The sequence below is a fragment of the Streptomyces sp. NBC_01478 genome (assembly GCF_036227225.1).
Lineage (GTDB): Bacteria > Actinomycetota > Actinomycetes > Streptomycetales > Streptomycetaceae > Streptomyces.
In genome coordinates this window covers 8,532,041-8,555,622 of the sequence record NZ_CP109444.1, presented here as the reverse complement: position 1 = coordinate 8,555,622, position 23,582 = coordinate 8,532,041, and the positions used below count along the sequence as shown (strand labels likewise).

Genomic DNA, 23,582 nt, shown 5'->3' with positions numbered 1-23,582 from the left:
GGTTGGATGTTGACCCTGGTACGACAGCTCGTCGAGCTAGAGAAGAGGCGACGTGACTACTGTTCTGACCCCCGCGAGCCCACTGACGGCCGCCGATCGCTGCGACCGCTGCGGCGCCCAGGCATACCTGCGCGTCGTGTTGCTGAGCGGCGGAGAACTGCTCTTCTGCGCCCACCACGGCCGCAAGTTCGAGCCGGAACTCAAGAAGATCGCCGCTGAGATACAGGACGAGTCGGAGCGGCTGACCTCCGCTCCTGCTGCAAGCGTTCCTGAAGAAGACCGCTGACACTTCGCGTCCACGACGAGCCAGCACCGGCCCAGGCCGGCGACGGGCGGCCCCGCTCCTGAACCACAGGAGCGGGGCCGCCCGTCTTCGTGTGCCCGCAGATGCCCCTCAGACGCCGTCAGGCGCCCTTGTGCGGCCCTGGCGAGCCGCGGTGGCGGCCAGCGTCCGCAGAACGTCCGACACCCTGGTGTAGACGCCGGGGCTCCCGGCGCGCCCACACCCGCTGCCCCACGACACGAGCCCGATCAGCCGCCCCTGGGCGACCAGCGGCCCGCCGCTGTCCCCCTGGCAGGCGTCACGGCCTCCCTGAGCCTCTCCGGCGCACAGCATGGACTCCGGGAGGTAAGTGCCGTCGGCACCCGCTGGATACGCCTCCTCACAGCTCGCGTCGGACAGCACATGCAGGCGCGCAGCGTGCAGGCTGCCCGCGTAGTCGCCGCTGCCGGTGAGATCGCCCCAGCCGTAGACCGTGGCGGCCGTGCCCGGTTCGTAGGCCGCGTCACCCGCGGCCGCCATCGTGATGACCGAGCCCTGGGGCAGCGGTTCGGCGAGCGTGAGCACGGCGAAGTCGCCGGCGTTGCTGACGGCGTCGTAGCGCGGATTGACCGACACGTCGCGAACGGCGATCTCGTGACCCCGGTCCGAGAGCAGGTCCGTACGGCCGGTGACAACCTTGAGGTCGGCCGTGCGGTGCGGCGGGGCCCCCAGGACGTCGTCGCCCATGCAGTGGGCCGCGGTCAGCACGGTGGTCCGGCCCACGGCCACACCGCCGCAGAACTGGCCCGCCCGGGTACCCCCGAACCGGTCACGGCTGGACAGCGCCACCGTCCAGGGACTCACGGAGACATCGACCGGGAACCCGCCGACGACGATGCTGTCGGCGGCCACGGGGGCCGCGGAGACCAGCGGTATGGCAGACGCGGCGGCCGCCAGGACCAGCGGCCGGGTCAGCGCCCGGGCAAAGGGACGACGCATGCACGTTCCTCACTCTGGGATGGTGATCAGAGACCCAGAGTGATCCAGCACGCCGCGCGCCGCACCCGCGGCCAGCACGAAGGCCCGGCTCCCCGAAGGGAGACCGGGCCTTTCGTGTCGTACGACTACGGCCTAGTCGAGGTAGTCGCGCAGGACCTGCGAACGCGACGGGTGGCGCAGCTTCGACATGGTCTTGGACTCGATCTGGCGGATGCGCTCACGGGTGACCCCGTACACCTTGCCGATCTCGTCGAGGGTCTTCGGCTGACCGTCGGTGAGACCGAAGCGCATCGAGACCACGCCGGCCTCGCGCTCGGACAGGGTGTCCAGGACGGAGTGCAACTGCTCTTGGAGGAGCGTGAAGCTGACCGCGTCGGCCGGGACGACGGCTTCGGAGTCCTCGATGAGGTCACCGAACTCGCTGTCGCCGTCCTCACCCAGGGGGGTGTGCAGGGAGATGGGCTCGCGGCCGTACTTCTGGACCTCGATGACCTTCTCCGGGGTCATGTCGAGTTCCTTGGCCAGCTCCTCCGGGGTGGGCTCGCGGCCCAGGTCCTGGAGCATCTGGCGCTGCACGCGCGCGAGCTTGTTGATGACCTCGACCATGTGCACCGGGATACGGATGGTGCGGGCCTGGTCGGCCATCGCGCGGGTGATCGCCTGACGGATCCACCAGGTGGCGTACGTGGAGAACTTGTAGCCCTTGGTGTAGTCGAATTTCTCGACTGCGCGGATCAGACCGAGGTTTCCCTCCTGGATCAGGTCCAGGAAGAGCATGCCGCGGCCGGTGTAGCGCTTGGCCAGGGAGACCACCAGGCGGAGGTTGGCCTCCAGGAGGTGGTTCTTGGCGCGGCGGCCGTCCTCGGCGATGATCTCCAGCTCGCGCTTGAGCTTGGGGGCGAGCTTGTCGGCGTTGGCCAGCTTGTCCTCGGCGAACAGACCGGCCTCGATGCGCTTGGCGAGCTCGACCTCCTGCTCGGCGTTGAGGAGGGGGACCTTGCCGATCTGCTTGAGGTAGTCCTTGACGGGGTCGGCGGTGGCACCGGCCGCGGCGACCTGCTGCGCGGGCGCGTCGTCCTCGTCCTCGTCGGAGAGCACGAACCCGGCGCTCTCGGCGCCCTCGGGCTCGTCCCCGGTCTTGCCGGGGGTCTCCTCGGTGGACTCTTCGTCGACCAGCTCGGCGTCGTCCTTCTTGGCGCTGGTCTTCTTGGCGGCCGCCGTCGTCTTCTTCGCGGCGACCTTCTTGGCGACCGTCTTCTTGGCGGGCGCCGTCTTCTTGGCAGCGACCTTCTGAGCGTCGTCCTCGGCGGGAGCGTCGGCGACGGGGGCGGCCGGAGTGGCGGTGGCGGTGGCCTTCTTGGCGGTCACCGTCTTCGCGGCGACCGTCTTGGTGGCGGTGCGCTTGGCCGGACTCTTCGCTGCGACGCTCTTTCGGGTGCGCTTGGGCTCCGCGGCACTGACCATCAGCGTCACACCCTCTTCCTCGAGGATCTGGTTGAGGCTGCGCAGTACGTTCTTCCACTGAGTGGCCGGAATCTGGTCAGCTTCGAAGGCCCGACGCACGTCATCGCCGGCGATCTGCCCCTCAGCCTTTCCCCGCTCGATGAGCGCCATGACAGAGACGGACTCGGCGATCTCCGGCGGGAGCGTACGGGATGTGCTGGCCGACACGAACAACCTCTCGGAACGATGGAAAACGGCTTCCGGCCCCGTCCGGTACGGACAGGAACCGACGACCGCCGACTGGGGATGGGCCGACGGCGCGGGCTGGGGCCGGGAAGAAACACAGCGCCTTGAACGGCGTCCGTATTCCCTTCCGCGGCTGTCACCTCTTAGGTCATCGCGCAGTGCCCGCGAGCGTTACGCCCAATCTGCGTGGCCCGAGTCACACCCCGTAAGCGTTCAAAAACGGTCAGACACGGGCAGAGGAGGTCACTCACAGCCCCGGCAGGCGCGCCTCAGGGGGATCCGGCACCCCGTCGCACCGCCGGACCCCGCCGGATTCCCTGAAGGATCCTGCGGGGTCCGGCGGAAGACGGGCGCCCCGGCCGGGCGCCGCCACGAGAACGCGGCACACCTCGACCGCGCCGACCACCCGCGCGCGTCAGTGCTCGCGCGGGGCGGGCACCACGCGCTCCGGCTCGGGGTGCACGATGAGCAACTGCCGCATGGCCGCCTCGGCCGCCGCGCCGTCGCCCGCGGCGAGGGCGTCGACGATCCGGGCGTGGTGCCCCAGGGAGGCGTCGGTCGGGCGGTCACAGCCCGTGACCGGGCCCCCGGAGACCTGGAGGGCCGAGGAGACGATCCCGGAAAGGTGCTCCAGCATCCGGTTGCCCGCGACCTGGATGAGCAGCGAGTGGAACTCGGCGTCCGCGCGGGAGAAGGTCAGCGCGTCACCCTGACCCATGGCGTGGCTCATGATCTCGACCATGTCGGAGAGACGCTGCTGGACGTCCTCGCGCCCGTGCCCGGCGGCGAGACGCGCGGCGAGCGGCTCGATCGTCCAGCGCAGCTCGCTCAGCTCACGGCGCTGGTTGTCGCGCTGCGGGCCGAAGGCGCGCCATTCGATGATGTCCGGGTCGAGGAGGTTCCAGTCGCTGACGGGACGCACGCGCGTGCCGACGTTCGGGCGCGCGCTGACCAGGCCCTTGGCCTCCAGGACGCGGAGCGACTCGCGGACGACGGTGCGGGAGACCTCGAAACGCTGGCCGATCTCCTCGGGCACCAGCGGACGGTCGGCGCCCAGGTCGCCGGAGACGATCATCTGCCCCAACTGCTGGACGAGTTGGCCGTGCAGCCCGCGTCCGCGGCTGCCCGCGGCACGACGGCCCACGCGGCCCAGCTCGGGGTCGGAACCGTCCCAGGAAGGGGCTCCGAGGCGCTCGGTGACGGGCGCCTCGGCATAGGGGTAGCGGTCGAGTCCGCCCGGGCCGGCGAGACCGGAGTCTGCGGAGTGGGCGGCGGTCATCATGGGGTGCGCAAGGGTACTCACGGATCCTTTGTCGGCGCTGTCCCCAACTCCCTTGAGGTCTTTGGTGAAAAGCACACGAAAGGGTGATCGCTCACCCCGTCGCAATTGACGCCTTATCGGAAAGAAATGGGCTTTCTGCGGGGAGTTGTGCGCAGAGCGGAACCCGAGGGGTGCGCACGGTCGTCATCGGACCCTGCTCCGCAGGGTCGTGAGCAGATACGCGCACAGCAGTGCGGTCAGCGACAACGTCAGTGCCCCGCCCACGGGTTGGGCGATCACCCGCGCCGCCGCGGACAGGTAGCGCTCTCCCCCGAAGGGCCACTGCAGCAGGAACACCTTCCGCATCCGCACGGGAAAGCCTTCGGCGGTCCGCACGGCGGGCCCGTCCAGTGCCTTGTGCACGAGGGGTACGACGAGAATCGGTACGGCGACCACTGCGGCGAGCCCGGCCGTGGTGGACCGGAAGATGCCTGCGGCCAGAACGCCGGCCCACGCACACCCGACGACCAGGCCGATCCAACTCGCGCCCATCGAAAGCCAGTCGGCGGGAACCTGCGCGAGCTCCCGTCCGTAGACGAGGTAGAGCACTTCGGCGTCGCAGCCCACCGTGAGGAACGCCAGCAGCAGCGCGGTGGCCGCGGAGACCAGGAGCTTCGCGACGAGCAGCCCCATCCGGCGGGGCACGGTGCCGCGGTCCGCCGCCAGGGCAGGGTGGCGGAACTCGTCACCGAACGCGAACGCCCCGAGCAGTCCCGCACCGAGCGCCGCGGGCGGCAGGGGCAACTCCCGCGGCCACGCGGCCAGGAGACGCGACTGTGGGGTGTGCCCGATGCGGGCCAGCAACAGCGCGGTGAGGGCGGACATGACGAGCACGGCGGCCCCGGTGAGAAACCCGGTGCCGACACCGGCGGCACGACGCAGTTCGTAGCGGAGCGGGCGCAGTGGGCTGGGGGCGGCGCGGACGGAGATGGGGGGCGGGAGCGGGGACAGGGCGTCGAGGGTGAGGGCCCGGGAGGTGCGTGCGGCACGCGCGCGGGGATGCGTGCCGGTCGCCTCCTCGGCGTCGACGAGAGGGACCAGCCGGGAGTTGGTGGTGCGGGGGCTCGGAGCGGCCGCGTGGGCCTCGTACGGAGGGTCGGGTTCGGCGGCGGGTACCGGCTCCGCGGAAACGGGCGGCTCGGCGGTGGGCAGCGTGGCCGTGAGCGGCAGCGGGCCGTGGGCGGGAGGCACGACGGCGTGGGGTTGTGCGCCCTCGGCCGGCAGCGTGTCGGTGGATGGCGTCGGCGTCTCGGTGGGCGGGATAGCCGTTCGTCGTGCCGGCAGCCCGGCAAGTGGGGTGTCGGTGCGGGCCGATGGCAGCTCGGCTGTCGACGAGGGGCCCGGCACTCTCGGCTCGTCGACGGGTTCCGCCTCCCCCTGGAGGGTCCCCCCGGCGCCCGGTCCCATGTCCCCGATCTCGTCCGCGAGTTGGTGTACGAGGATGTCGTGCCGGAACGCCGTCTCACCGACGTCGGCGCATGTACTGCCGTACACGGAAAGGCGGTTGCCGTCTTCCCGTACGACTTCGACGGAGTGGTGTGCGGTGCGGGCCTCCTTGGTGAGGAGGGCGGCGAGGCGGTTGGCGTGCGGGCTGCGGACGGCGACGCGGGGGCGCAGCCGGGTGCGGGCGAAGTCTCCGGCCTCCTGGTCGGCGACGAGTCTGCCCTGCTCCAGGGTGACGACCCGGTCGGCGCTGCGGGCGGCCTCCTTGGGGTCGGCGGTGGTGAACAGGACCGTGCCGCCCTGGGCTGCGTGCGCGTGCAGCATGCCGTACAGCCAACGGCCTTCGCGGGTGGAGAGAGCGTCCGCGGGTTCGTCCAGCACGAGCGTGTGCGGGTCGGAGAGCAGGGCGCAGGCGAGGCCGAGGCGGCGGTCCATGCCGCGTGCGAGGCTGCCGAGGCGTTCGTCGCGCAGGCTGACGAGGCCGACCACTTCGAGGACTTCGTCGGCGCGCCGGGCCGGAACGCCTGCCGCGGCGCACAGCATCCGGAGGTGGCCGCGGACGGGTCGCGCCGGATGTCCCGGCACATCGCCCAGGAGCACGCCGACCTCACGCGACGGGTGGGCGATGCGATGCAGGGGGCGGCCCCTGAAGTAGGTGATTCCACGTCCCTGTTGGAGTTCGAGCATGAGCCTGAGCGCGGTCGTCTTGCCCGCGCCCGGTGCTCCGAGGAGTGCGGTGACACGGCCCGCACGAGCCTCGAAGGAGACGTCGTCGACGGCGGGCGGATGCTCCTTGCGGGCGTTGCTGGTCAGTCCGAAGGCCTGGATCACCCACAGCAAGATAGCGCGCTATGTCCGTTTTTCCGGGCACCGAACGGCCCGCTCCGCGACGGTTGATCGCCTCGGTCGATCACTTCGGTCGATCACTTCGGCCGGTCAGTTCGTTCGATGTGCTACGACCTCACACCTCGGGGCGCAGCATCGGCGGGTTGAGCAGCGTGGCCCCGCCGGCCCGGAACAACTGCGCCGGGCGGCCGCCCTGACGGGTCGTCGTGCCGCCCGTCGGGACGAGGAACCCGGGCGTGCCGGTCACCTTGCGGTGGAAGTTGCGCGGGTCGAGCGCCACGCCCCACACCGCCTCGTAGACCCGGCGCAGCTCACCCACGGTGAACTCGGTGGGGCAGAACGCCGTGGCCAGGGACGAGTACTCGATCTTCGAACGGGCTCGCTCCACCCCGTCGGACAGGATCTGGGTGTGGTCGAAGGCGAGCGGCGCCACCGGATCGCCGTCGCGTCCGAACCCCCCTTGCTGCAGCAACTCCTCGACGGGCGCCCACCGCGCGTTGCTGGCGTCGCCACCGGCGCGGGGTGCGGGCAGGTCGGGTGCGAGCGCCAGGTGGGCGACGCTGACGACGCGCATCCGCGGGTCGCGCTTGGGGTCGCCGTAGGTCGCGAGCTGCTCCAGGTGTGCCCCGTTGTCCTGGGCGGGGGCGGCCGGTTCGTGGGCGCGCAGTCCCGTCTCCTCCGCCAGTTCGCGTGCCGCGGCCTGCGACAGATCCTCGTCGGCCCGCACGAAGCCGCCGGGCAGCGCCCAGCGCCCCTGGAACGGCGGCTCACCCCTGCGTACCGCCAGCCCGCACAGAGCATGGCGGCGCACGGTCAGCACGACCAGGTCCACGGTGACGGCGAAGGGCGGATACGCTGACGGGTCGTAGGACATGCGGAGATCATAGTCGTCTGCCTGACGATAAACACTCCCTTCGTCGGTACCGCCATGACTGATCCACTTCGGTGCGATACGCGGCCCGCCCTCGCTCTCCGACCGTCGGCCGGTACGGCCCCGTACGAGGTCACACTCCTAATTGCAGGCCGTCGGCCGCCTCCTCGACCATGGCGACACCGAGTCGGCCGACCCGTACGGAGAAGGGGGCGCCCGCGATCCGCAGCCCGGTCAGGCCGATCTCGCCCAGGGGCGCGCTGCGCACCGGTCGGAGGGTGACCGTGCGGGCGGGGGCGTCGGGGCGGATGCCCGCGAGGGTGGTCAGCAGCAGCACGCCGGCGGCCGCCGCCGTGGCCGCCGGGCGGCAGGACGCCGGGTGCGGGAGGGGAGCGCTCCCGTCCGTGCGCTGCTCCCCCGCGTACATCTCGGGGAGCCGGTGTCCGAACGCCTCGGCCGCGGCGAGGACGCCCCGCAGCAGCGAGGTCGCCTCCTTGTCGTACGCGGCGGCGGCCAGGCCCGCGACGGCGATCGCCGTCTCCGCCACCCGCACGGCTCCGCCCCGGTGACTGAACGGGCTGTATCCCGGTTCCTTCGCGCCCAGGCCGCGCAGTCCCCAGCCCGAGTCCATGGCCGGGCCGCCGAGCAGCCGGGCGAGCTGTTCGGCCCGCACCTTGTCGAGCAGGCCGGGCGCGTACTCGCCACCACCCGAGAGCCCGGTGTCGAGGAGGTGGGCCGCGGTCGCCCCGAGGTGCGGGACGAGGCGTCCGTCCGGAGCGCGGGCCGCTGCCGGGCGGCCGCCGCCCAGGTCCCCGATCCAGAAGTCCGCGCGGAAGGCGGTGCGCAGCTCCTGGGCCCACTGCCGCAGTTCCGCGCCGCCGGGTCTGCCGAAGGCGTCGAGCAGATCCGCACCGAGCAGCGCCGCCCGGTGGGCGTGAGCCTGTGTCTCACAGCGGACGGGTCCGCCCGGGTGGGGGTCGCGCAGATACGTGCCGTCACCCACCGTGGTCCGCAACCACGTCAGACAGCGCTCCGCGGCCGGAAGCAACTCCCGTGTCTCCTGCTCCGGGAGCCCCCAGCGGCGGGCCTCCGCGAGCAGCACCGGGAAGAGCAGAGTGGCCTCGGTCCCCGTGCAACTCGGCGGCAGATGGGCGCCGGCGTCCCGCCGCGGTCCGGGAATCATGCCCAACTGCGCTCCAGCGCACTGGAGTTGGGTGCGCGCGAGGATCCGCAGTGTGCCCGCGGCGAGCCGCGTACCGAGAGGCAGCGTCATCCGCGCGGCCGTGAGCGACTCCGTCGGCGCCAGACCGCAGCGCCAGGGTGCCCCGGCCGCGAGGTGTGTGTCGGAGGGGTGCGCTGGGTCGCGCAGCAGCAATGCTTGGAGGTCCTCGATACTGGTCCGCAGGAGCGCTGGGGCTCTCGGGTCGTCGCCGGTCGCCCGTGCGGAGGCCAGGGGACTGGTCGCCGCGTGACCCACGGGCCGGACCGGTCCCGCGCCGTCCTGCCGTACCCGAAGTTCCACGCTCGCCGTGCCGCCCGGTGCCAGTTCGAACTCCCAGCGCAGGAGCCCCGCGGAGGCCAACGCGTCGGCGGGCGGTGGGTCGGCCGTGACCGCGGAGCTGCCGGTGGCGCCGGACCAGCGCAGGCCGGAGTCGTGCACGCTGGCGGGCAGTTCGGGTCCTGTGTTGCCTGCGGCGATCGCGCCCAGCTCGGCCATGTCGGTGCCGAGCGCCACCTCGACCGGCAGGCGCAGCGGGCGACGGGACACGCTGCGCAGGGTGATGCGCTCGGTGCCGTCGGCGTGCCGGATCCGCTCGACGACAAGGTCCGGGTCAGGGCCGCAGTCCGGGGACACCCGCACGGTCCCGACGAAACGGGCGCGGTCGGCCGCAGTCATCCTGGCCTGCACCGCCAGCGGTTCCCGTCCGGCCACCCGCACCTGGCAACGCGAGAGCACGCGCCGACCCGCGCGGTAGAACCCCTCCAACCCCCGGCCGTTCAACTGCCCTTGCTCGGTGGAGACAGCCAGCCCCGGGAGGGCTACGCAGATCAGGGTGGTGTGAGTCGGGGGCAGTTCGAGGGAACGGCGGGGCATCGGGCGAGACGGGGGTGGCTGATGCGGCGGAGGACTTTGAGGCGGGGAGACGGGAGAGGACTGGCGTAAGGGCGCGGGCGGGGGTGGGCGGCGGAGCCGACCCGGCGCCCACCCTCCGGCCGGCCGATGAGACGGTTCCGGCGGATGCGGCGGATGCTCGGGATCGGCGGTGACCTTGTGTGGCGGTGCCGAGCCGGCACCCGTGTGTGGCGGCGCCGAGTCGGTGACCATGTGCGACGGCGCTGAGTCGGCGCCCCGGAACGAGCGCGGCTCGGGGTCGCCGGAGTCAGGGCGGTCGTCGTCGGCGGAGGGCGGAGTCGGCTGGTGCATGGGCGGCTTCTTCTGCGCTCTGTGCGCCTCAGACGTGTTCGGCGCCGGATGGACGGTTCCGGGAGGACAAGGGCTGTCCGGCGACACGACCCGTTCAGGCGTTCCGCCACTCAGGTGAACGGGGCCGGGCTCCTCCTGGTCACGCCCGCGGCCTGGGAAGCCGACCGAATGGCGGCGCGGCGGAGGGGACGGACGGACAGCGCCAGTCCCCCAGTTCCGGTGACCTTCGACCCGGCGCTCGGTCCCTCGGTCACACCCACCCGCTTCTCGCGCCGCGTGCCCCTCGACGAGACCAGCGCAGGCCCGCGCGCCGGGGACACAGACCGCTTGTCGAGTCGCCGCCCGCAACCGAACGACCCGAGGGAACCACGCTCCGAGCGCGCCGAGCCGACCACTGGACCGGTGAGGTTGCCTGCCGCTCCCCCAGCCCTTGATCACCCGTCCCCCTCAATGCCGTTACTCCCCGGCTGCGGCGCCTCTGAGCAGGTGTCGTAGCGCTGCGAACCGCCCTTCCCAGCGGTGCGCGAACGCGTGCTGCCCGGGCGTGCGGTGCCCTGTGCCGGTGTGCGCGGACGGGATCCGTCCGTTCCGGACCGGCGGCCGTCCGTGCCCGAGAGACGGGGACGGCCCTCGACTCCGTCGGCGGTACGCGTGCGTCGCCGACGGCGGGAGGCCGCCGGTGCCGGAGCATCGCCGGGATCGCTCGCACCCTGCCGCAGGGAACCGTCGGCGGCCTCCGCGCCGCCGACCACCTCTCCAGCGCACGTCACGTCTCCGCCTACCGCTGCCCCCGCGGCTCCCGTTGCTCCTCCAACTCCCGCCATTTCTCCGGCTCCGGCCATCTCTGCGGCGCCCGCCGGCCTTCCAGTACCCGTCACTCCTCCAGCACCCTTCGCCTCTCCGGCTCCCGCTGCCCCGGCGCGCCCCACCCGTTCCGCCCGCAGGCAGCGGCGGATCGACTCCGGGTCCAGGCCCTCGTTGCAGGCCTGGTGCAGGAGGCGGGCGAAGAGGTAGTCGGGGTCCGCGCCCAGGGCCATGGCCAGGGCTTCCCTGGCCTCCAGGTCGTCGCCGGTCGACCAGGCGACCCAGCCGGCGAGCGTGAGAGGAGCCGCGGCGTGTTCGCCATACGGGCCGACGCAGCGGCGGGCCAGTGCGCGCCAGAGGCGCAGGGCCGGTACCGCGTCGTCGCCCTCCATCCATTCGGCGGCGCGGTCGCGCGTCGTACGGTCCTGGAGACCGAGGATCAGCGTGGCGGCTTCGTCGTGGGCGAGCAGTGCGTCGTCGCGGAAGTCCGAGTGGAGTGCACCGGACACGAGCGGTGCCGCGGCGAATCGCCTCATGATCCGCTGGGCGAGGTCCAGAGTCTCCTGCGCCACGTCCGCCCGGCTGGCCTCGTCGAGGATCCTCGGAACCAGAGCCATGCCGGCGGCGTCCAGGGCGACTTCCTGCTGAAGCGCGGCCGCCGTCTCCCAGGGCAGCAACCTGGTGCGCAACTCCCTTAGCGTGCCGCGCACTTGGAGTCCCGCATAGGTCGCCGCCGCGGCGAGTACGGAGGTGCCCGGCAGGCCCATCGGGGATCCGTCGACCGGGCAGCATCCCTCGATCGGGCAGCAGTACGACCAGAAGCGGCCGTCCGAGATGCAGAGCGCCTCGATCACGGTCACGTCGAGTCGGCCGCACTCGGTGCGCAGCTTCTGCACGAGCGGGCGCAGACGTTCCATGACCTGGCGTCCCGACTCACCCGGCGCCGGTTCCTGACAGACGTAGGCGATCATCTGCTCGGGCCGGGTTCCCCTGCGCTCGCTGCCGGTCACGAGGCCGTGGGCCAACTGCCGTGCCACGGAGGCCCAGTCGTCCGCGCCGGCGGGAATGCCGAGCCTGGCCCGGCCGCCGAACCGGCCCCGGCCGCCCCGATCGTGCAGGGCGACGAGGACGATGCTGTCCTCGGGGCGGTATCCGAGCAGATAGGGCAGGGCGTCGGCGAGCTCGGCGGGGGTGCGGAGGGTGACCTGGTGCTCGGCACCGTGTCGGTCGTACGCGGTGGGGTCGATGTCGCCGTTTTCGGAGGATCCGGTCGTTTCGCTGTGATTCGTCATGCGTCGACGATCTCGCGGATCACGGCATTCCGTTTGAGCCTGTGGATAAGTCCGGTCAGGGACACGCCACATGGGGTTCGGCATGGCCAAGTGGGCCCGTGTGACCGGGACATCGGGACCGCCCTCGGCGATCGCTCGACCACCCGACGAGGAGCGACGGCCGAGCCGATTCAGTCGCCACCGAAGCTCGCCCCGGACCAGCCGGAATCACCGCGCCCGCAGGGCGGAATCACCCCGATCGCAGGCCTGCGACAAGGGTCCCGAACGAGAAATCTCAGCCCGCCGCCGCAAGGACCAGCGGAAGAACCTGTTCGCTGCCTGCCCTGCGGAGCAGGCGGGCGGCGACCGCGAGGGTCCAGCCGGAGTCGGTGTAGTCGTCGACGAGCAGGACGGGCCCGGGAGAGGCGGCCAGGGCGTCGGACAGTTCCCCCGAGACGGCGAAGGCGTCGGAGAGGACCCTGAGGCGTTGGGCGGAGTTGCTGCGGCGGGCCGCATGCGTGCCGTCCGGTCCGGTGTACGTCAGGGTGCCCAGGAGGGGGAGGCGGCCGATGGTCGCGATGCCCTGGGCGAGGGAACCGACCAGTTGCGGGCGGGCCAGGGACGGTACGGCCACGACTCCCACAGGCCGGGCGGAGGCGTCCGTGACATTCGGTGCCCAACCGCCCGCAGAGCGCGCCCAGTCGGCGAGGACCGCCACCGCGGCCTTCAGGACGTCGTCGGGGACCGGACCGTCGGGAGCGGTGTCGGCCAGCAGCGGGCGCAGCCGGTTGCCCCAGCCGATGTCGGAGAGCCGGCCCAGGGCGCGCCCTGTGGAGCACTGGTCCTTGGCCGGGATGCGCCCCTTGAGGTCGACCCCCAGCGCGGCCATCCCCGTCGGCCACATCCGGCGCGGCTCCACCTCCACGCCCGGGCGGTCCAGTTCCTTCGTCGCCCCTGTCAGCGTCTCCGCCGAGACCGAGGAATCGATCCAGGCGCCGGCGCAGTTGTCGCAGCGGCCGCACGGCACCGCGCCTTCGTCGTCCAGTTGCCGGCGCAGGAACTCCATCCGGCATTGGGACGTACTCACGTAGTCGCGCATGGCCTGTTGCTCGGCCGCCCGCTGCTTGGCCACCCACGTGTACCGCTCGGCGTCGTACACCCACTCCGCGCCTGTGGCCGCCCAGCCGCCCTTCACGCGCTTGACCGCCCCGTCGACGTCCAGGACCTTCAGCATCGTCTCCAGTCGGCCGCGGCGTAGGTCGACCGCCGTCTCAAGGGCCGGCACGGACAGCGGCCGTCCCGCGTCGGCGAGGGCCGTGAGGGTCTGCCGGACCTGTGTCTCGGGTGGGAAGGCCGTATCGGCGAAGTAGCGCCAGATGGCCTCGTCCTCGCGGCCGGGCAGGAGCAGCACATCGGCGTGGGCCACACCGCGCCCCGCACGGCCCACCTGCTGGTAGTAGGCGATCGGCGACGAGGGCGAGCCGAGGTGGACCACGAAGCCAAGGTCCGGCTTGTCGTAGCCCATGCCCAGGGCCGATGTGGCGACCAGCGCCTTGACCCGGTTCTCCTGGAGGTCGATCTCGGCCTGCAGCCGGTCCGCGTTCTCCGTCTTCCCGGTGTACGAGGCGACCTTGAAGCCTCGTTGGCGCAGGAAGGCGGTGGCTTCCTCGGCGGCGGCCACGGTGAGCGTGTAGATGATCCCCGAGCCGGGCAACTCGTCCAGGTGCTCGGCGAGCCACGCCAAACGGTGTGCCGCGTCCGGCAGTTGGACCACTCCCAGCCGCAGGCTCTCCCGCTCCAGCGGACCGCGCAGCACCAGGGCCTCCCCGGCCCCCGTGCCCAACTGCTCGGCCACATCGGCGGTCACGCGCGCGTTGGCGGTCGCCGTGGTGGCCAGTACCGGTACGCCGGCGGGCAGTTCGGCCAGCATCGCCCGCAGCCTGCGGTAGTCGGGGCGGAAGTCGTGTCCCCAGTCGGAGATGCAGTGCGCCTCGTCGACCACCAGGAGGCCGGTCGTGGCCGCGAGCTTGGGCAGCACCTGGTCGCGGAAATCCACGGAATTCAGCCGTTCGGGACTCACGAGGAGCACGTCGGTCTCGCCCCGTTCGACCTCTCCGTAGATGTCGTTCCACTCTTCCGGGTTGGCCGAGTTGATGGTGTGCGCCCGGATTCCGGCCCGTGCCGCCGACTCGACCTGGTTGCGCATCAGTGCCAGCAGCGGCGAGATGATCACCGTGGGCCCGGAGCCGCGCCGGCGCAGCAGGGCGGTGGCCACGAAGTACACCGCCGACTTGCCCCAGCCGGTGCGCTGCACCACCAGGGCGCGCCGTCGCTCCTCCACGAGAGCGGCCACCGCCTGCCACTGGTCCTCGCGCAGCCGCGCCGTGCCGCTCGGGTCACCGACGAGCTCGGCGAGGATGGCGTCGGCTTCGGCACGCAGCTCCTGGTTGCTCATGCCCCCATGCAACAGCACGCCACTGACAACGGCCCAATCCCCCGCCGTGACGCGGTTCGCGGGACCCGCGCCCGCACCCGGGCCGACCGACTCCCTATGGACCTGCCGCACATGAATGGCGTACGAAAGTGTTGTGCTCGAACGTCCCAGGCGTCGCCGGGTGACGCAGAGGGTAGGGATATAAGCCACAGACCGCCAGATAAGGGTCTGTGGCCCCATTTGCTCGTTGCCGCATCCAAGTTCGACAGGAAGAATTGGAGTCCGCTCCCCGCACGGCTCGTCCGTGATCCGGTAGGGCTCTGCTGCGGTGTGCGCTCCCCCCAATCCGACCTCGCCCGTAGTGTGGGCGCGTAGCCGAAGGGAGGACCGTGACCTTCGGATTCGCTCCGTCCTCCGCGGCATCCACGTCGACGTCTGCCGACCTGTCCGCCGCTTCCGCCAACCCCCTGGCTCGTCTGCTCGAACCCTCCGAATGGGCCGCCGCCGGAATCCCGTTGCTGCGCAATCCTCGCGAGGTCGTCAGCGGGCTGCACTCCCGGCATCGCCCGAGACCGGCGACCGCGATCGTCGCCGTCCTCGACCCGGACGAACGCCTGCTCGCGAGCGCCTCGTTCGTCCGGCGGTCCGCCCCGGCCGACGGCTGGATGTTCCGCAACGCGCTGCTCGCGCAGCTCCGCCGCGTCATCCCGCACGATCTGCGCCGCCGCACTCCGGTGCGCACGGCCGTGCTGCTCTACTGCCGTGAGGGCGACGCGCGTTGGACGGAGGAGGACGGCGCGTGGATGTGGGGGCTGCGGGACGCCTGCACCCTGCACGGGCTGCGCTGCGGGGCCTACATCACGCTGACGCGTGACGGCTGGCAGGTGCTCGGCGAGGGGCGCGGCGGCCGACGGCCCAGCGCGGACTCCACGCCGGAGCCTTTCGCCATGTCCGAGGTACCGCCCCTGCTCCCCCGCACCGGCGGCGCCGCCTCGGAGGTCCTGCGCCGCGCCGCGGCCCGCTGAAACCCGGTCCGGGCGCCGCGCCCGGACCGCGCGTCGGCATCATGGAGAGTCCGTACGGCGCCCGGCCGACCCGGGTGGAGACTCCGGCGCGCCCGGACACAGCATGGGGCGCAGGGATGAAGTACGCGCGCGGACAGCGCACTTCACCGGCCGCAACAGAAATCCGCGCACACCAAATGACTCACCGTGCACAGACCGCCGCGACGGCGTTCACCTGACCGCCGTCGCCCTTCGAAAGCCTTCCGGGAACCCCCGGAAGGCTCAGACGCCCGCGCCCAGCACCGAGTTGATCTGCTGCGGGTCGCCGCAGACGATCAGCAGGGTGTCGGCCCGGCCTAGGGCCAGAGGCAGGGCGGTGGTGACAACGGCGGCTGCGCCTCCGTTGACGGCGACCACGACGACGGGACGGGACGCCGCCCGGCCCGTGACGGCGGCGTCCGCGTAGAAGACGTCGTCGCGCGCGTCGTGCTGCGCCCAGTAGGAGGCGTCGCCGAAGGACAGTTCGTGGGCGGCCCACGGGTGCGGTTCGCCGGTGGTGATCACCAGCACGTCACCGGGGGCACGACCCGACTCCAGGAGCAGGTCGACGGCTTCCTCGGCAGCGTCCAGCGCGCCCTCGGCCGAGGCCGGGATCAACTGGATCTGCGGGGTCGCCACAGTGGTGTCGGAGGAGGCGGGAGCAGCCGGACCCGAGGGTCCGGGCTTGGCCACGGCCACGTCGCGCGGCGTACGTTGCGCCGGAGCCGTGGGCCGCAGGGGGCCGGGGCGACCGGGACGCGACGGAGCCGCGGGGCGGGGACCGGGTACAGGGCGGGGGGTCGGCGCGACGCGGCCACTGGCCGGAGTGGCGCGGGGACCCTGGGCACTCTCGTGAATCTGAGGCTCCTCGGGAATGAGAGGCATGAGCTGATTTTTATCAAACACTGGTGCGGCTTGCGGCAGCGGGTGGCACATGAGTGCGAGCGGAACGGTCAGAAGTCGAATCCGAGTTGGCCCTCGATCTTCGGAACGTTTCCCTCCGCCCAACTGCGGGCCTTCTTGAGGTGCCGCCACTGGGGCAGCGCATCAAGATACGCCCACGACAACCGGTGGTACGGGGTGGGGCCCCGCTCCTCCAGTGCGGCCTTGTGCACGGGTGAGGGATACCCGGCGTTGGCCGCGAAAGCGAAGTCTGCATGGTCGATGCCCAGTTCGGCCATCATTTTGTCGCGCTGAACCTTGGCGATCACCGAAGCGGCCGCGACCGCCACGCACGACTGGTCGCCCTTGATCACCGTACGAACCCGCCAGGGGTCCCCGAGGTAATCGTGCTTCCCGTCGAGAATGACCGCGTCGGGGCGTACGGGCAAGGCCTCAAGAGCCCGCACCGCGGCGAGCCGCAGCGCGGCCGTCATCCCCAGGTCGTCGATCTCTTCGTGGGAGGCATGTCCCAGGGCGTACGCCGAGACCCACTTGCGGAGTTCCTCGGCGAGTTCGGTGCGTCGTCTGACCGCGATGAGTTTGGAGTCGGTGAGGCCTTCGGGGGGTCGGCGCAGTCCGGTGACCGCCGCGCAGACGGTGACGGGGCCGGCCCACGCACCGCGCCCCACCTCGTCGACGCCGGCAATGACCTTGGCCCCGGTCGTGGCGCGGAGTGAGCGCTCGACGGTATGAGTGGGTGGTTCGTACGGCATGGCGCCCTCAGGGTACGCCGCCCGGAACCCCTTGCGACACCCGGGTTTCCCCAGCCCACTTCCCGGACCGTTCCGAGCCGGTTCACGCACTGCCCGGCCGGAGCAACGGAAGCATCAACTGGTCGATCATTTCCTCGATGTCGCGGTCTCCCCATTCGCTGCCGCACATCTTCGAGCGGTACATCATCATCGCCGGGATGGCATCGAAGACATAGCTGTTGGACGCGTCCGAGCGGACCTCACCTCGCTCTATTCCACGGTTGATCGCCTCCCGGAGCATCTTGATCGTCGGTTCCACGACTCCTTCGAAGATCACGCCGTGGAAGCGCTCCGCCTGCACGGTGTCGCATTCGTGAATCACCGCACGGAGGGCGAATCCAGGGCGCGAGAACATCGCGTCGCGCGCCCGCCTGCACAGCGCCAACAGATCCTCGCGCACATTTCCCAGGTCGGGTGCCTCCTCCAGACGCGGCAGTCCGGCCTGCAACGCGTCTGCGACGAGGTCCTCCTTCGAGGACCAGCGCCGGTACACCGCCGCTTTGCCCGTCTGGGCGCCCGCAGCGACGCCTTCCATCGTGAGGGCGTTCCATCCGACCGTGCTGAGTTGTTCCAGCGCGGCGTCCAGGATCGCGCGTTCGAGCACGGCGCCGCGGCGGCGGAGGGAGGCCGTCTGAGCGGGGGCGGCCGTCCAGCCCGAAGTAACCATCTGAGTGTCTCCAGCGAGCAGTGGAATGGGGGATTCCGGGGATCGGGGATGCGTCACTCGGCAGCGACGGGGGGATGCGCCGCTCGAAGCCGAGTTAAGTGAACGCTTGCGTTCACTGTTGGGGACTCACTACCGTTGACGCGGCAGTGAACGCGAGCGTTCACTAACACACTTATGGGGGACCCATAGTGACGACCTCTCAGTTGATTCAGGACCCAAAACCAGGAGCGGCCCGCCGGGAGGGGCATCCCGGCATCGCGCTCGCGGTCATCGCGGCCTGCCAACTCATGGTGGTACTCGACGCGACGATTGTGAACATCGCGCTCCCGCACATTCAAGCCGCGCTCAGCTTCAGCACCACCGACCTCACGTGGGTCGTCAGCGCCTACACGCTCACCTTCGGTGGTCTGCTGCTTCTCGGCGGCCGGGCCGGCGACATCCTCGGTCGGCGCCGGGTGTTCACCACCGGCATCCTGCTCTTCACCTTCGCCTCGCTGCTCGGCGGACTCGCCCAGGAACCATGGCAGTTGCTGGCCGCGCGCGTCCTGCAGGGCGTGGGTGGCGCGATCGCGTCGCCCACCTCGCTGGCGCTCATCACCACCACGTTCCCCGAAGGCCCGGAGCGGAACAGGGCGTTCGGAGTCTTCGCCGCGGTCTCGGCGGGTGGCGGCGCGATCGGTCTGCTCGCGGGCGGCATGCTCACCGAGTGGCTCGACTGGCGCTGGGTGCTCTTCGTCAATGTGCCGATCGGCCTGCTGATCGCCGTACTCACGCCGCTGTACATCAGTGAGTCCGAACGGCACACCGGCCGGTTCGACATCGCGGGCGCGCTCACCTCGACGGCGGGTATGGCCTCCCTCGTGTACGGCTTCATCCGCGCGGCGGACAAGGGGTGGCGCGACAGCCTGACCATCGGGTCCTTCGGTGCGGCGGCCGTCCTGTTGCTGGGCTTCGTGATCATCGAGTCCAGGGCCAAGGAGCCGATCACCCCGCTGAGGATGTTCGCCGACCGCAACCGCTCGGGCACGTACGTGATCATGCTGAGCCTGGCCGCCGCGATGTTCGGCATGTTCTTCTACATCGTGCTCTTCGTGCAGAACATGCTGGGGTACAGCCCGATCCAGGCGGGTCTCGCCTTCCTGCCGGTGACGGTCGTGATCGCGGCCGGCGCGGGGCTGTCCCAGCAGTTCCTGCCGAGGTTCGGGCCACGGCCGTTCATGCTCGTCGGCTCGGCCCTCGCGGTGATCGGGCTGGCCTGGCAGACCCTCATCAGCTCGGACAGTTCGTACGTCGGCGGAGTGCTCGGCCCCATGCTGGTGTTCGGCTTCGGCATGGGCCTGAACTTCGTGACGCTGACGATCACCGCGGTGTCGGGTGTCGCCCCGCACGAGGCAGGCGCGGCGTCCGCGCTGCTCAACGCCATGCAGCAGGTGGGCGGTTCGCTCGGTCTGTCCATCCTGACCACGGTGTTCGGCTCGGCCAGCAGGGACGAGGCGAAGAAGCAACTGCCGAAGTTCCTCGCCCACGGATCGGCAGAGCAGAAGGCCGAGTTCGGCAAGACACACCAGTTGCCCGCGCCATGGGGGCACGAGGTGCTCGCGCACGGCATCTCGACGGCTTTCATCCCGGCCGCCGCGATGGCCGTACTCGCCCTGGTCACCGCCTGGTTGGTGATCCGGGTCCGCAAGAGCGATCTCGACGCCCTCGCGGGCACGGCGGGTCCGGGGATCGGCTGACCGGCCGGGCCCGGTCGGGACCCGGCCGACCGGCAACGACGAAGACCTCATGACCACCCCCTGCAACTGCCGTGTCCTGTCTGCCGTGTGGACTCATGTGTCACACAGCGGCTGCCAGGACAACGGCCGGGCGGTCACGGAGAGTTCCCGACGGGCACAGAGAGTTTCAGTCGCGTGCGGAGGCGCTGACCGGGCGAGGAGTTGGAGGCTTCAGCCGGACGTCGGAACCCAGCCCGGCAGCGCCTCCGTCTGCTCCACCCACCCGGCGGGCGGCGTCCCCGCCTTCCCGCCGGCGATCACGCCGCCCACGATCGCGCAGGTGGTGTCCACATCCCCGCCGACTTGGGAGGTGGCCCAGAACGCCCCCTCGTAGTCGCCCAGGCCACGCGCGGCCGACCAGAGCGCGAAGGGGACCGTGTCATGAGCGGACGTACGGCGTCCGCAGCCCAGTACGGCCGCGACGGTGCCCGGATCGGCGTAGTCGAGCATGTCCCGGGCGCGCCGAAGGCCCGCGCCGACCGCGCTCTTCGGTACGAGTGCGATGACGCCGTCGAGGAGTGCCTCGGGGCCGGGCGGGCCGTCGGGGGCCGCGGCCAGCGCGGCGGCCGCGGCGACGGCCATGGCGCCGACGACGGCCTCACGGTGCTGGTGTGTGGGGTAGGCGGAGATCTCCGCCTGGTGGGTGGCCTGCTCTGGGTCGTCCGCGTACCAGGCGCCCAGGGGCGCGATCCGCATCGCCGCACCATTCCCCCAAGACCCCTGACCGTTGAAGAGCGCGGCGGACAGCTCGCGCCAGTCACCGCCTTCGCGGACAAGGCGCAGGAGTCGGTTGACCGCAGGGCCGTAGCCGCGGTCGAAGTCGTGGTGCTGGGCGAAGGAATGCGCCAGGGCGTCCTGGTCGATGCGTTGGTGGTCTGCCAGGACGGCGACCACGGAGGCGGCCATCTCCGTGTCGTCCGTCCACTGCCAAGGAGCCGGAGGCAGTTCGCGGCGCTTGAGCAGCGGGTGGTTCGCGGGCACGAAGAACTGCGAGCCCAGCGCGTCCCCCACGGCCAGCCCCCGCAGGCTGGCCAGGGCTCGGCCCAGACGCGCGTCGGGAGAGCCGGGAGAATCTGAAGAGTCGAGGTCGGGATGGTCGGGAGAGGAGTCAGAGGTCATCGCTCCGCACCCTATCCACTGATCCCGTACGGCTCCGGGTCTCGCCAACTGTCGAACGGCCGGTCCAGCGCGTACCTGCCGTCGTCTCCCAGAACGAGCATCCGCATCTCGGCGTTCCCCGGATTCGACAGTGACTCGAACTCCGCGACCGTCCAGTGGAACCAGCGCATGCAGAACAGCCGCATCGCCAGGCCGTGGGTCACCAGGAGCACGTTCGGCGGGTGGTCGGGGGCCTCGAAGCTGCGGTACAGGCTCTCCAGGAAGCCGCCCACGCGGTCGTACACGTCGGCGCCGGACTCGCCCTGGGCGAAGCGGTAGAAGAAGTGCCCGTACGCGTCCCGGTACGCCTTCTGGAGGCGTACGTCGTCCCGGTCCTGCCAGTTCCCCCAGTCCTGCTCGCGCAGCCGGGGTTCCTCGCGTACGCGGACGAGGTCGGGGTCGAGGTGGAAGGCGCGGAAGGTCTCGTGCGTACGGCGGTACGGGGAGACGTACACGCTGATGCGCTCGCGGCCGAAGACCTCCCGCAGCCGTTTGCCGGTCTCCTCAGCCTGCCGCCAACCCTGGTCGGTCAGCGCCAGGGAATGGTCGGGTTCACGCTCGTAGACGGTGTCATCAACATTGCCCGTTGACTCGCCGTGCCGGACAAGGACGATGCGCCGTGGTCGTGCCATGCCAAAACCCTAGATCGAGTGACGGCATATCGAGCAGTCGTACGGGCTCCATACGGCGTAGGTCACACGAATTCTGCCCGATGAGCCACATAGGGGCGCACGATTCACGCACCGGGACGTCGATGACGTCAGTCTGGATTTCAAACTATCCAGCTCGGTTCCAACTGCACGATGTCCCCCGTGAGCGACACGATGTCCGCCTCGATCTGGGCCCTCAGTGCGAGCCGCTCCACCCGTTCGGTGCGGTACTTGCCGTGCTCGGCGGCCGAGTGCCACATCGACAGCACCATGAACTCGTGTTCCGGTGCCTCGCCGAAGAGCCCCCGGAGCATGCCGGGGGAACCGGCCATCGCCGGGTTCCAGACCTTCTCCTGCATCAGCGTGAAGTGTTCGGCGCGCTCCTCGTGGACTCGGCACAGGGCCACCCGCACCAGGTCGGCATCGGTGAAGCGCGGCTCGAAACCTGTCTTCACGTCGAAGCGATGGTCGAACAGCTTGACCTGGGCGTCCTTGAAGGTGCCCGCCTGAGACGAGGCCAGTCGGTCATGTGATCGGGCCATGAACGAGTCGTAGAAGGCACGGCTTTCCCAGAACGCGAAAATGTGCGCCACTCCTGGCCGCGCTCTGCTCCAGCCTCCCCCCTGTCCCCGAAATCCCGGCTCCCCCAGAAGCCCCGCCCACTTTCGCTGCCCGCGCTCGAAGCCGCGGCGGTCCACCACGGTGCAGCGAATCCACTTGACCAGCACCGCGCCATCGTAAGGCCACGGAGCGTGGCGCCGGTCACGCTCCGGCGGAGATCGTCGGCGCACACGCCCCCGCGCGCGTGGCACGATGGACAACGAACGCTGATTGCCCAGCAGTTGGGGCACGCGATCAAGGCGAACGGGGAAGGGGAACTGTGGTGAACGGCCTCAGCAAGGGGATCCGCAAGGCCGAAGTCGGGCTCCAGTGGGATCCGAGTCCCACCGGGCAGCCGCCCGTCGATCTGGACATCGTCGCCACCACCTATGTGGCGGGTGATCCGCACGGCGCTCCCGCGTATGCGGTGCACTTCGACAGCCGCTCCCCCGACGGCACCATCTATCTCAACCGGGACAGCAAGGACGGCAAGGGCTTCGGCTGGGACGAGGTCATGACGCTGGAGCTGGACCGGCTCGCCGACCGGTACGCGCGCGTGGTGGTCGGCGTCGTCATCCAACAGCGTGCCGCCCACCGCACGTTCGTCAACGTCCTCAACCCGAAGCTGCGGATCCGCGAGGGGTACACCGTCCTCACCGAGCACGACTTCGGTGACGTCCTCGGTGCGACGGCGGCGACGGTCGGGGAGTTCGTCCGGGACGAGTCCGGAGGCTGGGACTTCCATCCCGGCATCCGGGGCTTCGAGGACGATCCCGCGACCTTCACCAGGACGATGGGCAAGGCGTAGCAGCCCTGCCCATCGGGACGGCGCGTCAGCCGGCGGTCCAGCCCGGGACCGTCGGCAGCACCTCCTCGGCGATGCGGAACAGCGCCTCGTCATCCGGTGGCACGTCGTCCTGCCGCCAGATGGATATCTCGAAGGAGTCGCCCCCGTCCTTCGCGCTCGTGGAGACCAGCAGGCTGCGGGCGATGCCCCCGGGGCCCGTACTGGCCTTGCCCCCGCCGAGACTGAAGCTGATGGCGATCGTCCGGTCCGAGTAGAGGACCGCCGGGTGCCCCAGGACCGTCTTCACCTGCGAGGTCGAGTCCACGTAGCGGGCCGCCTCGGTGATGGGAATGTCGTCGTAGGACGCCGACAGCCGCACCGAATAGGTCTCCAGGTCCACGTCTGCCTCGGGGCTGGCGATCTTGGTGCCCCCCGCGAGCGTCATCCAGCCCGCACTGCCCGAGGCGCTCTCCGCGTGTTCGTCCGGAGTCCCCAGGAGCACCGGAAGGTCCGCGCGGTTCAGCGCCGTACAGAGCGCCTTCGGTGAGGCGTACCGCGCCGGCAGTGTCTTGTCCGTGCTCGCCGAGCAGGTCGCCGGTTTGCTGTCCTGTGACGTCGTCTTCGGCAGGACTTCCCCAAGTCCCCACATGCCGCCCACGACACCCCCGACCAGCACCACCGCCGCGACCGCCTGGGCCCCCGCCCCCATACCTCTTTCGGGCTCGACGGAATCGTCGCTCATGCCCCCACCCTCCCCTGTGCGCACACTGTGCGCGCTGAGGGAGATTAACCGCTGATCGTTCCACTGGGAAACCGGATTCGCCCGGGGCCGGGAAACGCCGA

General features: G+C 70.9%; 19 protein-coding genes. 4 read left to right on the top strand and 15 right to left on the bottom strand.

Translation table 11 applies throughout. The annotated features are described in order from the left end of the window. Positions 1-52 precede the first annotated feature (52 nt). On the top strand, positions 53-286 hold the full coding sequence (locus OG223_RS38690; protein WP_019061015.1) for a DUF7455 domain-containing protein: 234 nt from the start codon (positions 53-55) through the stop codon (positions 284-286). 108 nt (positions 287-394) lie between these two features. Here the strand turns inward: OG223_RS38690 and OG223_RS38685 are convergent, their stop codons facing one another. The 8 genes from OG223_RS38685 to OG223_RS38650 all read right to left on the bottom strand — a co-directional run bounded on the left by OG223_RS38685 (position 395) and on the right by OG223_RS38650 (position 14,386). Further along, positions 395-1,261, bottom strand: a complete 867-nt coding sequence (locus OG223_RS38685) for a S1 family peptidase (protein ID WP_329259084.1) — start codon at positions 1,259-1,261, stop codon at positions 395-397. Between the two features lie 132 nt (positions 1,262-1,393). Beyond that, positions 1,394-2,932, bottom strand: a complete 1,539-nt coding sequence (locus tag OG223_RS38680) for an RNA polymerase sigma factor (protein WP_329259081.1) — start codon at positions 2,930-2,932, stop codon at positions 1,394-1,396. 433 nt (positions 2,933-3,365) lie between these two features. Beyond that, on the bottom strand, positions 3,366-4,253 hold the full coding sequence (locus OG223_RS38675) for a FadR/GntR family transcriptional regulator (RefSeq protein ID WP_329259078.1): 888 nt from the start codon (positions 4,251-4,253) through the stop codon (positions 3,366-3,368). A 162-nt stretch (positions 4,254-4,415) separates the two neighbouring features. Then, positions 4,416-6,545 (bottom strand): ABC transporter ATP-binding protein, encoded by a 2,130-nt coding sequence (locus tag OG223_RS38670; protein ID WP_329259075.1) that lies wholly within the window; start codon positions 6,543-6,545, stop codon positions 4,416-4,418. Positions 6,546-6,675: 130 nt separating this feature from the next. Next, a complete protein-coding gene (locus OG223_RS38665) occupies positions 6,676-7,434 on the bottom strand; it encodes an NUDIX hydrolase (protein ID WP_329259072.1) in 759 nt (252 codons plus the stop codon). 130 nt (positions 7,435-7,564) lie between these two features. Beyond that, positions 7,565-9,526, bottom strand: coding sequence for a glycogen debranching N-terminal domain-containing protein (locus OG223_RS38660; protein WP_329259070.1), 1,962 nt, complete (start codon positions 9,524-9,526; stop codon positions 7,565-7,567). Positions 9,527-10,290: 764 nt separating this feature from the next. Beyond that, positions 10,291-11,952 (bottom strand): DUF4192 domain-containing protein, encoded by a 1,662-nt coding sequence (locus OG223_RS38655; RefSeq protein ID WP_329259067.1) that lies wholly within the window; start codon positions 11,950-11,952, stop codon positions 10,291-10,293. Between the two features lie 274 nt (positions 11,953-12,226). Further along, complete coding sequence (locus OG223_RS38650) at positions 12,227-14,386, bottom strand: RecQ family ATP-dependent DNA helicase (RefSeq protein ID WP_329259064.1); 2,160 nt, start codon at positions 14,384-14,386, stop codon at positions 12,227-12,229. 368 nt (positions 14,387-14,754) lie between these two features. On the opposite strand from OG223_RS38650, the gene OG223_RS38645 reads away from it, so the two are divergent. Next, entirely contained in the window at positions 14,755-15,390 is a 636-nt protein-coding gene (locus tag OG223_RS38645) for a hypothetical protein (RefSeq protein ID WP_329259061.1), read from the top strand. A 261-nt stretch (positions 15,391-15,651) separates the two neighbouring features. Here OG223_RS38645 and OG223_RS38640 read toward each other — a convergent pair whose 3' ends face one another. The 3 genes from OG223_RS38640 to OG223_RS38630 all read right to left on the bottom strand — a co-directional run bounded on the left by OG223_RS38640 (position 15,652) and on the right by OG223_RS38630 (position 17,769). Continuing rightward, a complete protein-coding gene (locus OG223_RS38640; protein WP_329259059.1) occupies positions 15,652-16,293 on the bottom strand; it encodes a hypothetical protein in 642 nt (213 codons plus the stop codon). A gap of 68 nt (positions 16,294-16,361) precedes the next feature. Beyond that, positions 16,362-17,063, bottom strand: a complete 702-nt coding sequence (locus OG223_RS38635; RefSeq protein ID WP_033286212.1) for a ribonuclease HII — start codon at positions 17,061-17,063, stop codon at positions 16,362-16,364. An 82-nt stretch (positions 17,064-17,145) separates the two neighbouring features. Beyond that, positions 17,146-17,769 (bottom strand): TetR/AcrR family transcriptional regulator, encoded by a 624-nt coding sequence (locus OG223_RS38630; protein WP_329259054.1) that lies wholly within the window; start codon positions 17,767-17,769, stop codon positions 17,146-17,148. A gap of 188 nt (positions 17,770-17,957) precedes the next feature. On the opposite strand from OG223_RS38630, the gene OG223_RS38625 reads away from it, so the two are divergent. Next, positions 17,958-19,505 (top strand): MFS transporter, encoded by a 1,548-nt coding sequence (locus OG223_RS38625; protein WP_329259052.1) that lies wholly within the window; start codon positions 17,958-17,960, stop codon positions 19,503-19,505. A 210-nt stretch (positions 19,506-19,715) separates the two neighbouring features. Here the strand turns inward: OG223_RS38625 and OG223_RS38620 are convergent, their stop codons facing one another. The 3 genes from OG223_RS38620 to OG223_RS38610 all read right to left on the bottom strand — a co-directional run bounded on the left by OG223_RS38620 (position 19,716) and on the right by OG223_RS38610 (position 22,080). After that, entirely contained in the window at positions 19,716-20,663 is a 948-nt protein-coding gene (locus OG223_RS38620; RefSeq protein ID WP_329259049.1) for an ADP-ribosylglycohydrolase family protein, read from the bottom strand. 11 nt (positions 20,664-20,674) lie between these two features. After that, entirely contained in the window at positions 20,675-21,334 is a 660-nt protein-coding gene (locus OG223_RS38615) for a histidine phosphatase family protein (protein WP_043677931.1), read from the bottom strand. Between the two features lie 140 nt (positions 21,335-21,474). Continuing rightward, complete coding sequence (locus tag OG223_RS38610) at positions 21,475-22,080, bottom strand: YdbC family protein (protein ID WP_329259043.1); 606 nt, start codon at positions 22,078-22,080, stop codon at positions 21,475-21,477. A 155-nt stretch (positions 22,081-22,235) separates the two neighbouring features. On the opposite strand from OG223_RS38610, the gene OG223_RS38605 reads away from it, so the two are divergent. Next, a complete protein-coding gene (locus tag OG223_RS38605; protein WP_329259041.1) occupies positions 22,236-22,760 on the top strand; it encodes a TerD family protein in 525 nt (174 codons plus the stop codon). A 25-nt stretch (positions 22,761-22,785) separates the two neighbouring features. On the opposite strand, the gene OG223_RS38600 is transcribed toward OG223_RS38605, so the two are convergent. Then, positions 22,786-23,481 (bottom strand): DUF6215 domain-containing protein, encoded by a 696-nt coding sequence (locus OG223_RS38600; RefSeq protein ID WP_329259039.1) that lies wholly within the window; start codon positions 23,479-23,481, stop codon positions 22,786-22,788. Between the last annotated feature and the right edge of the window lie 101 nt (positions 23,482-23,582).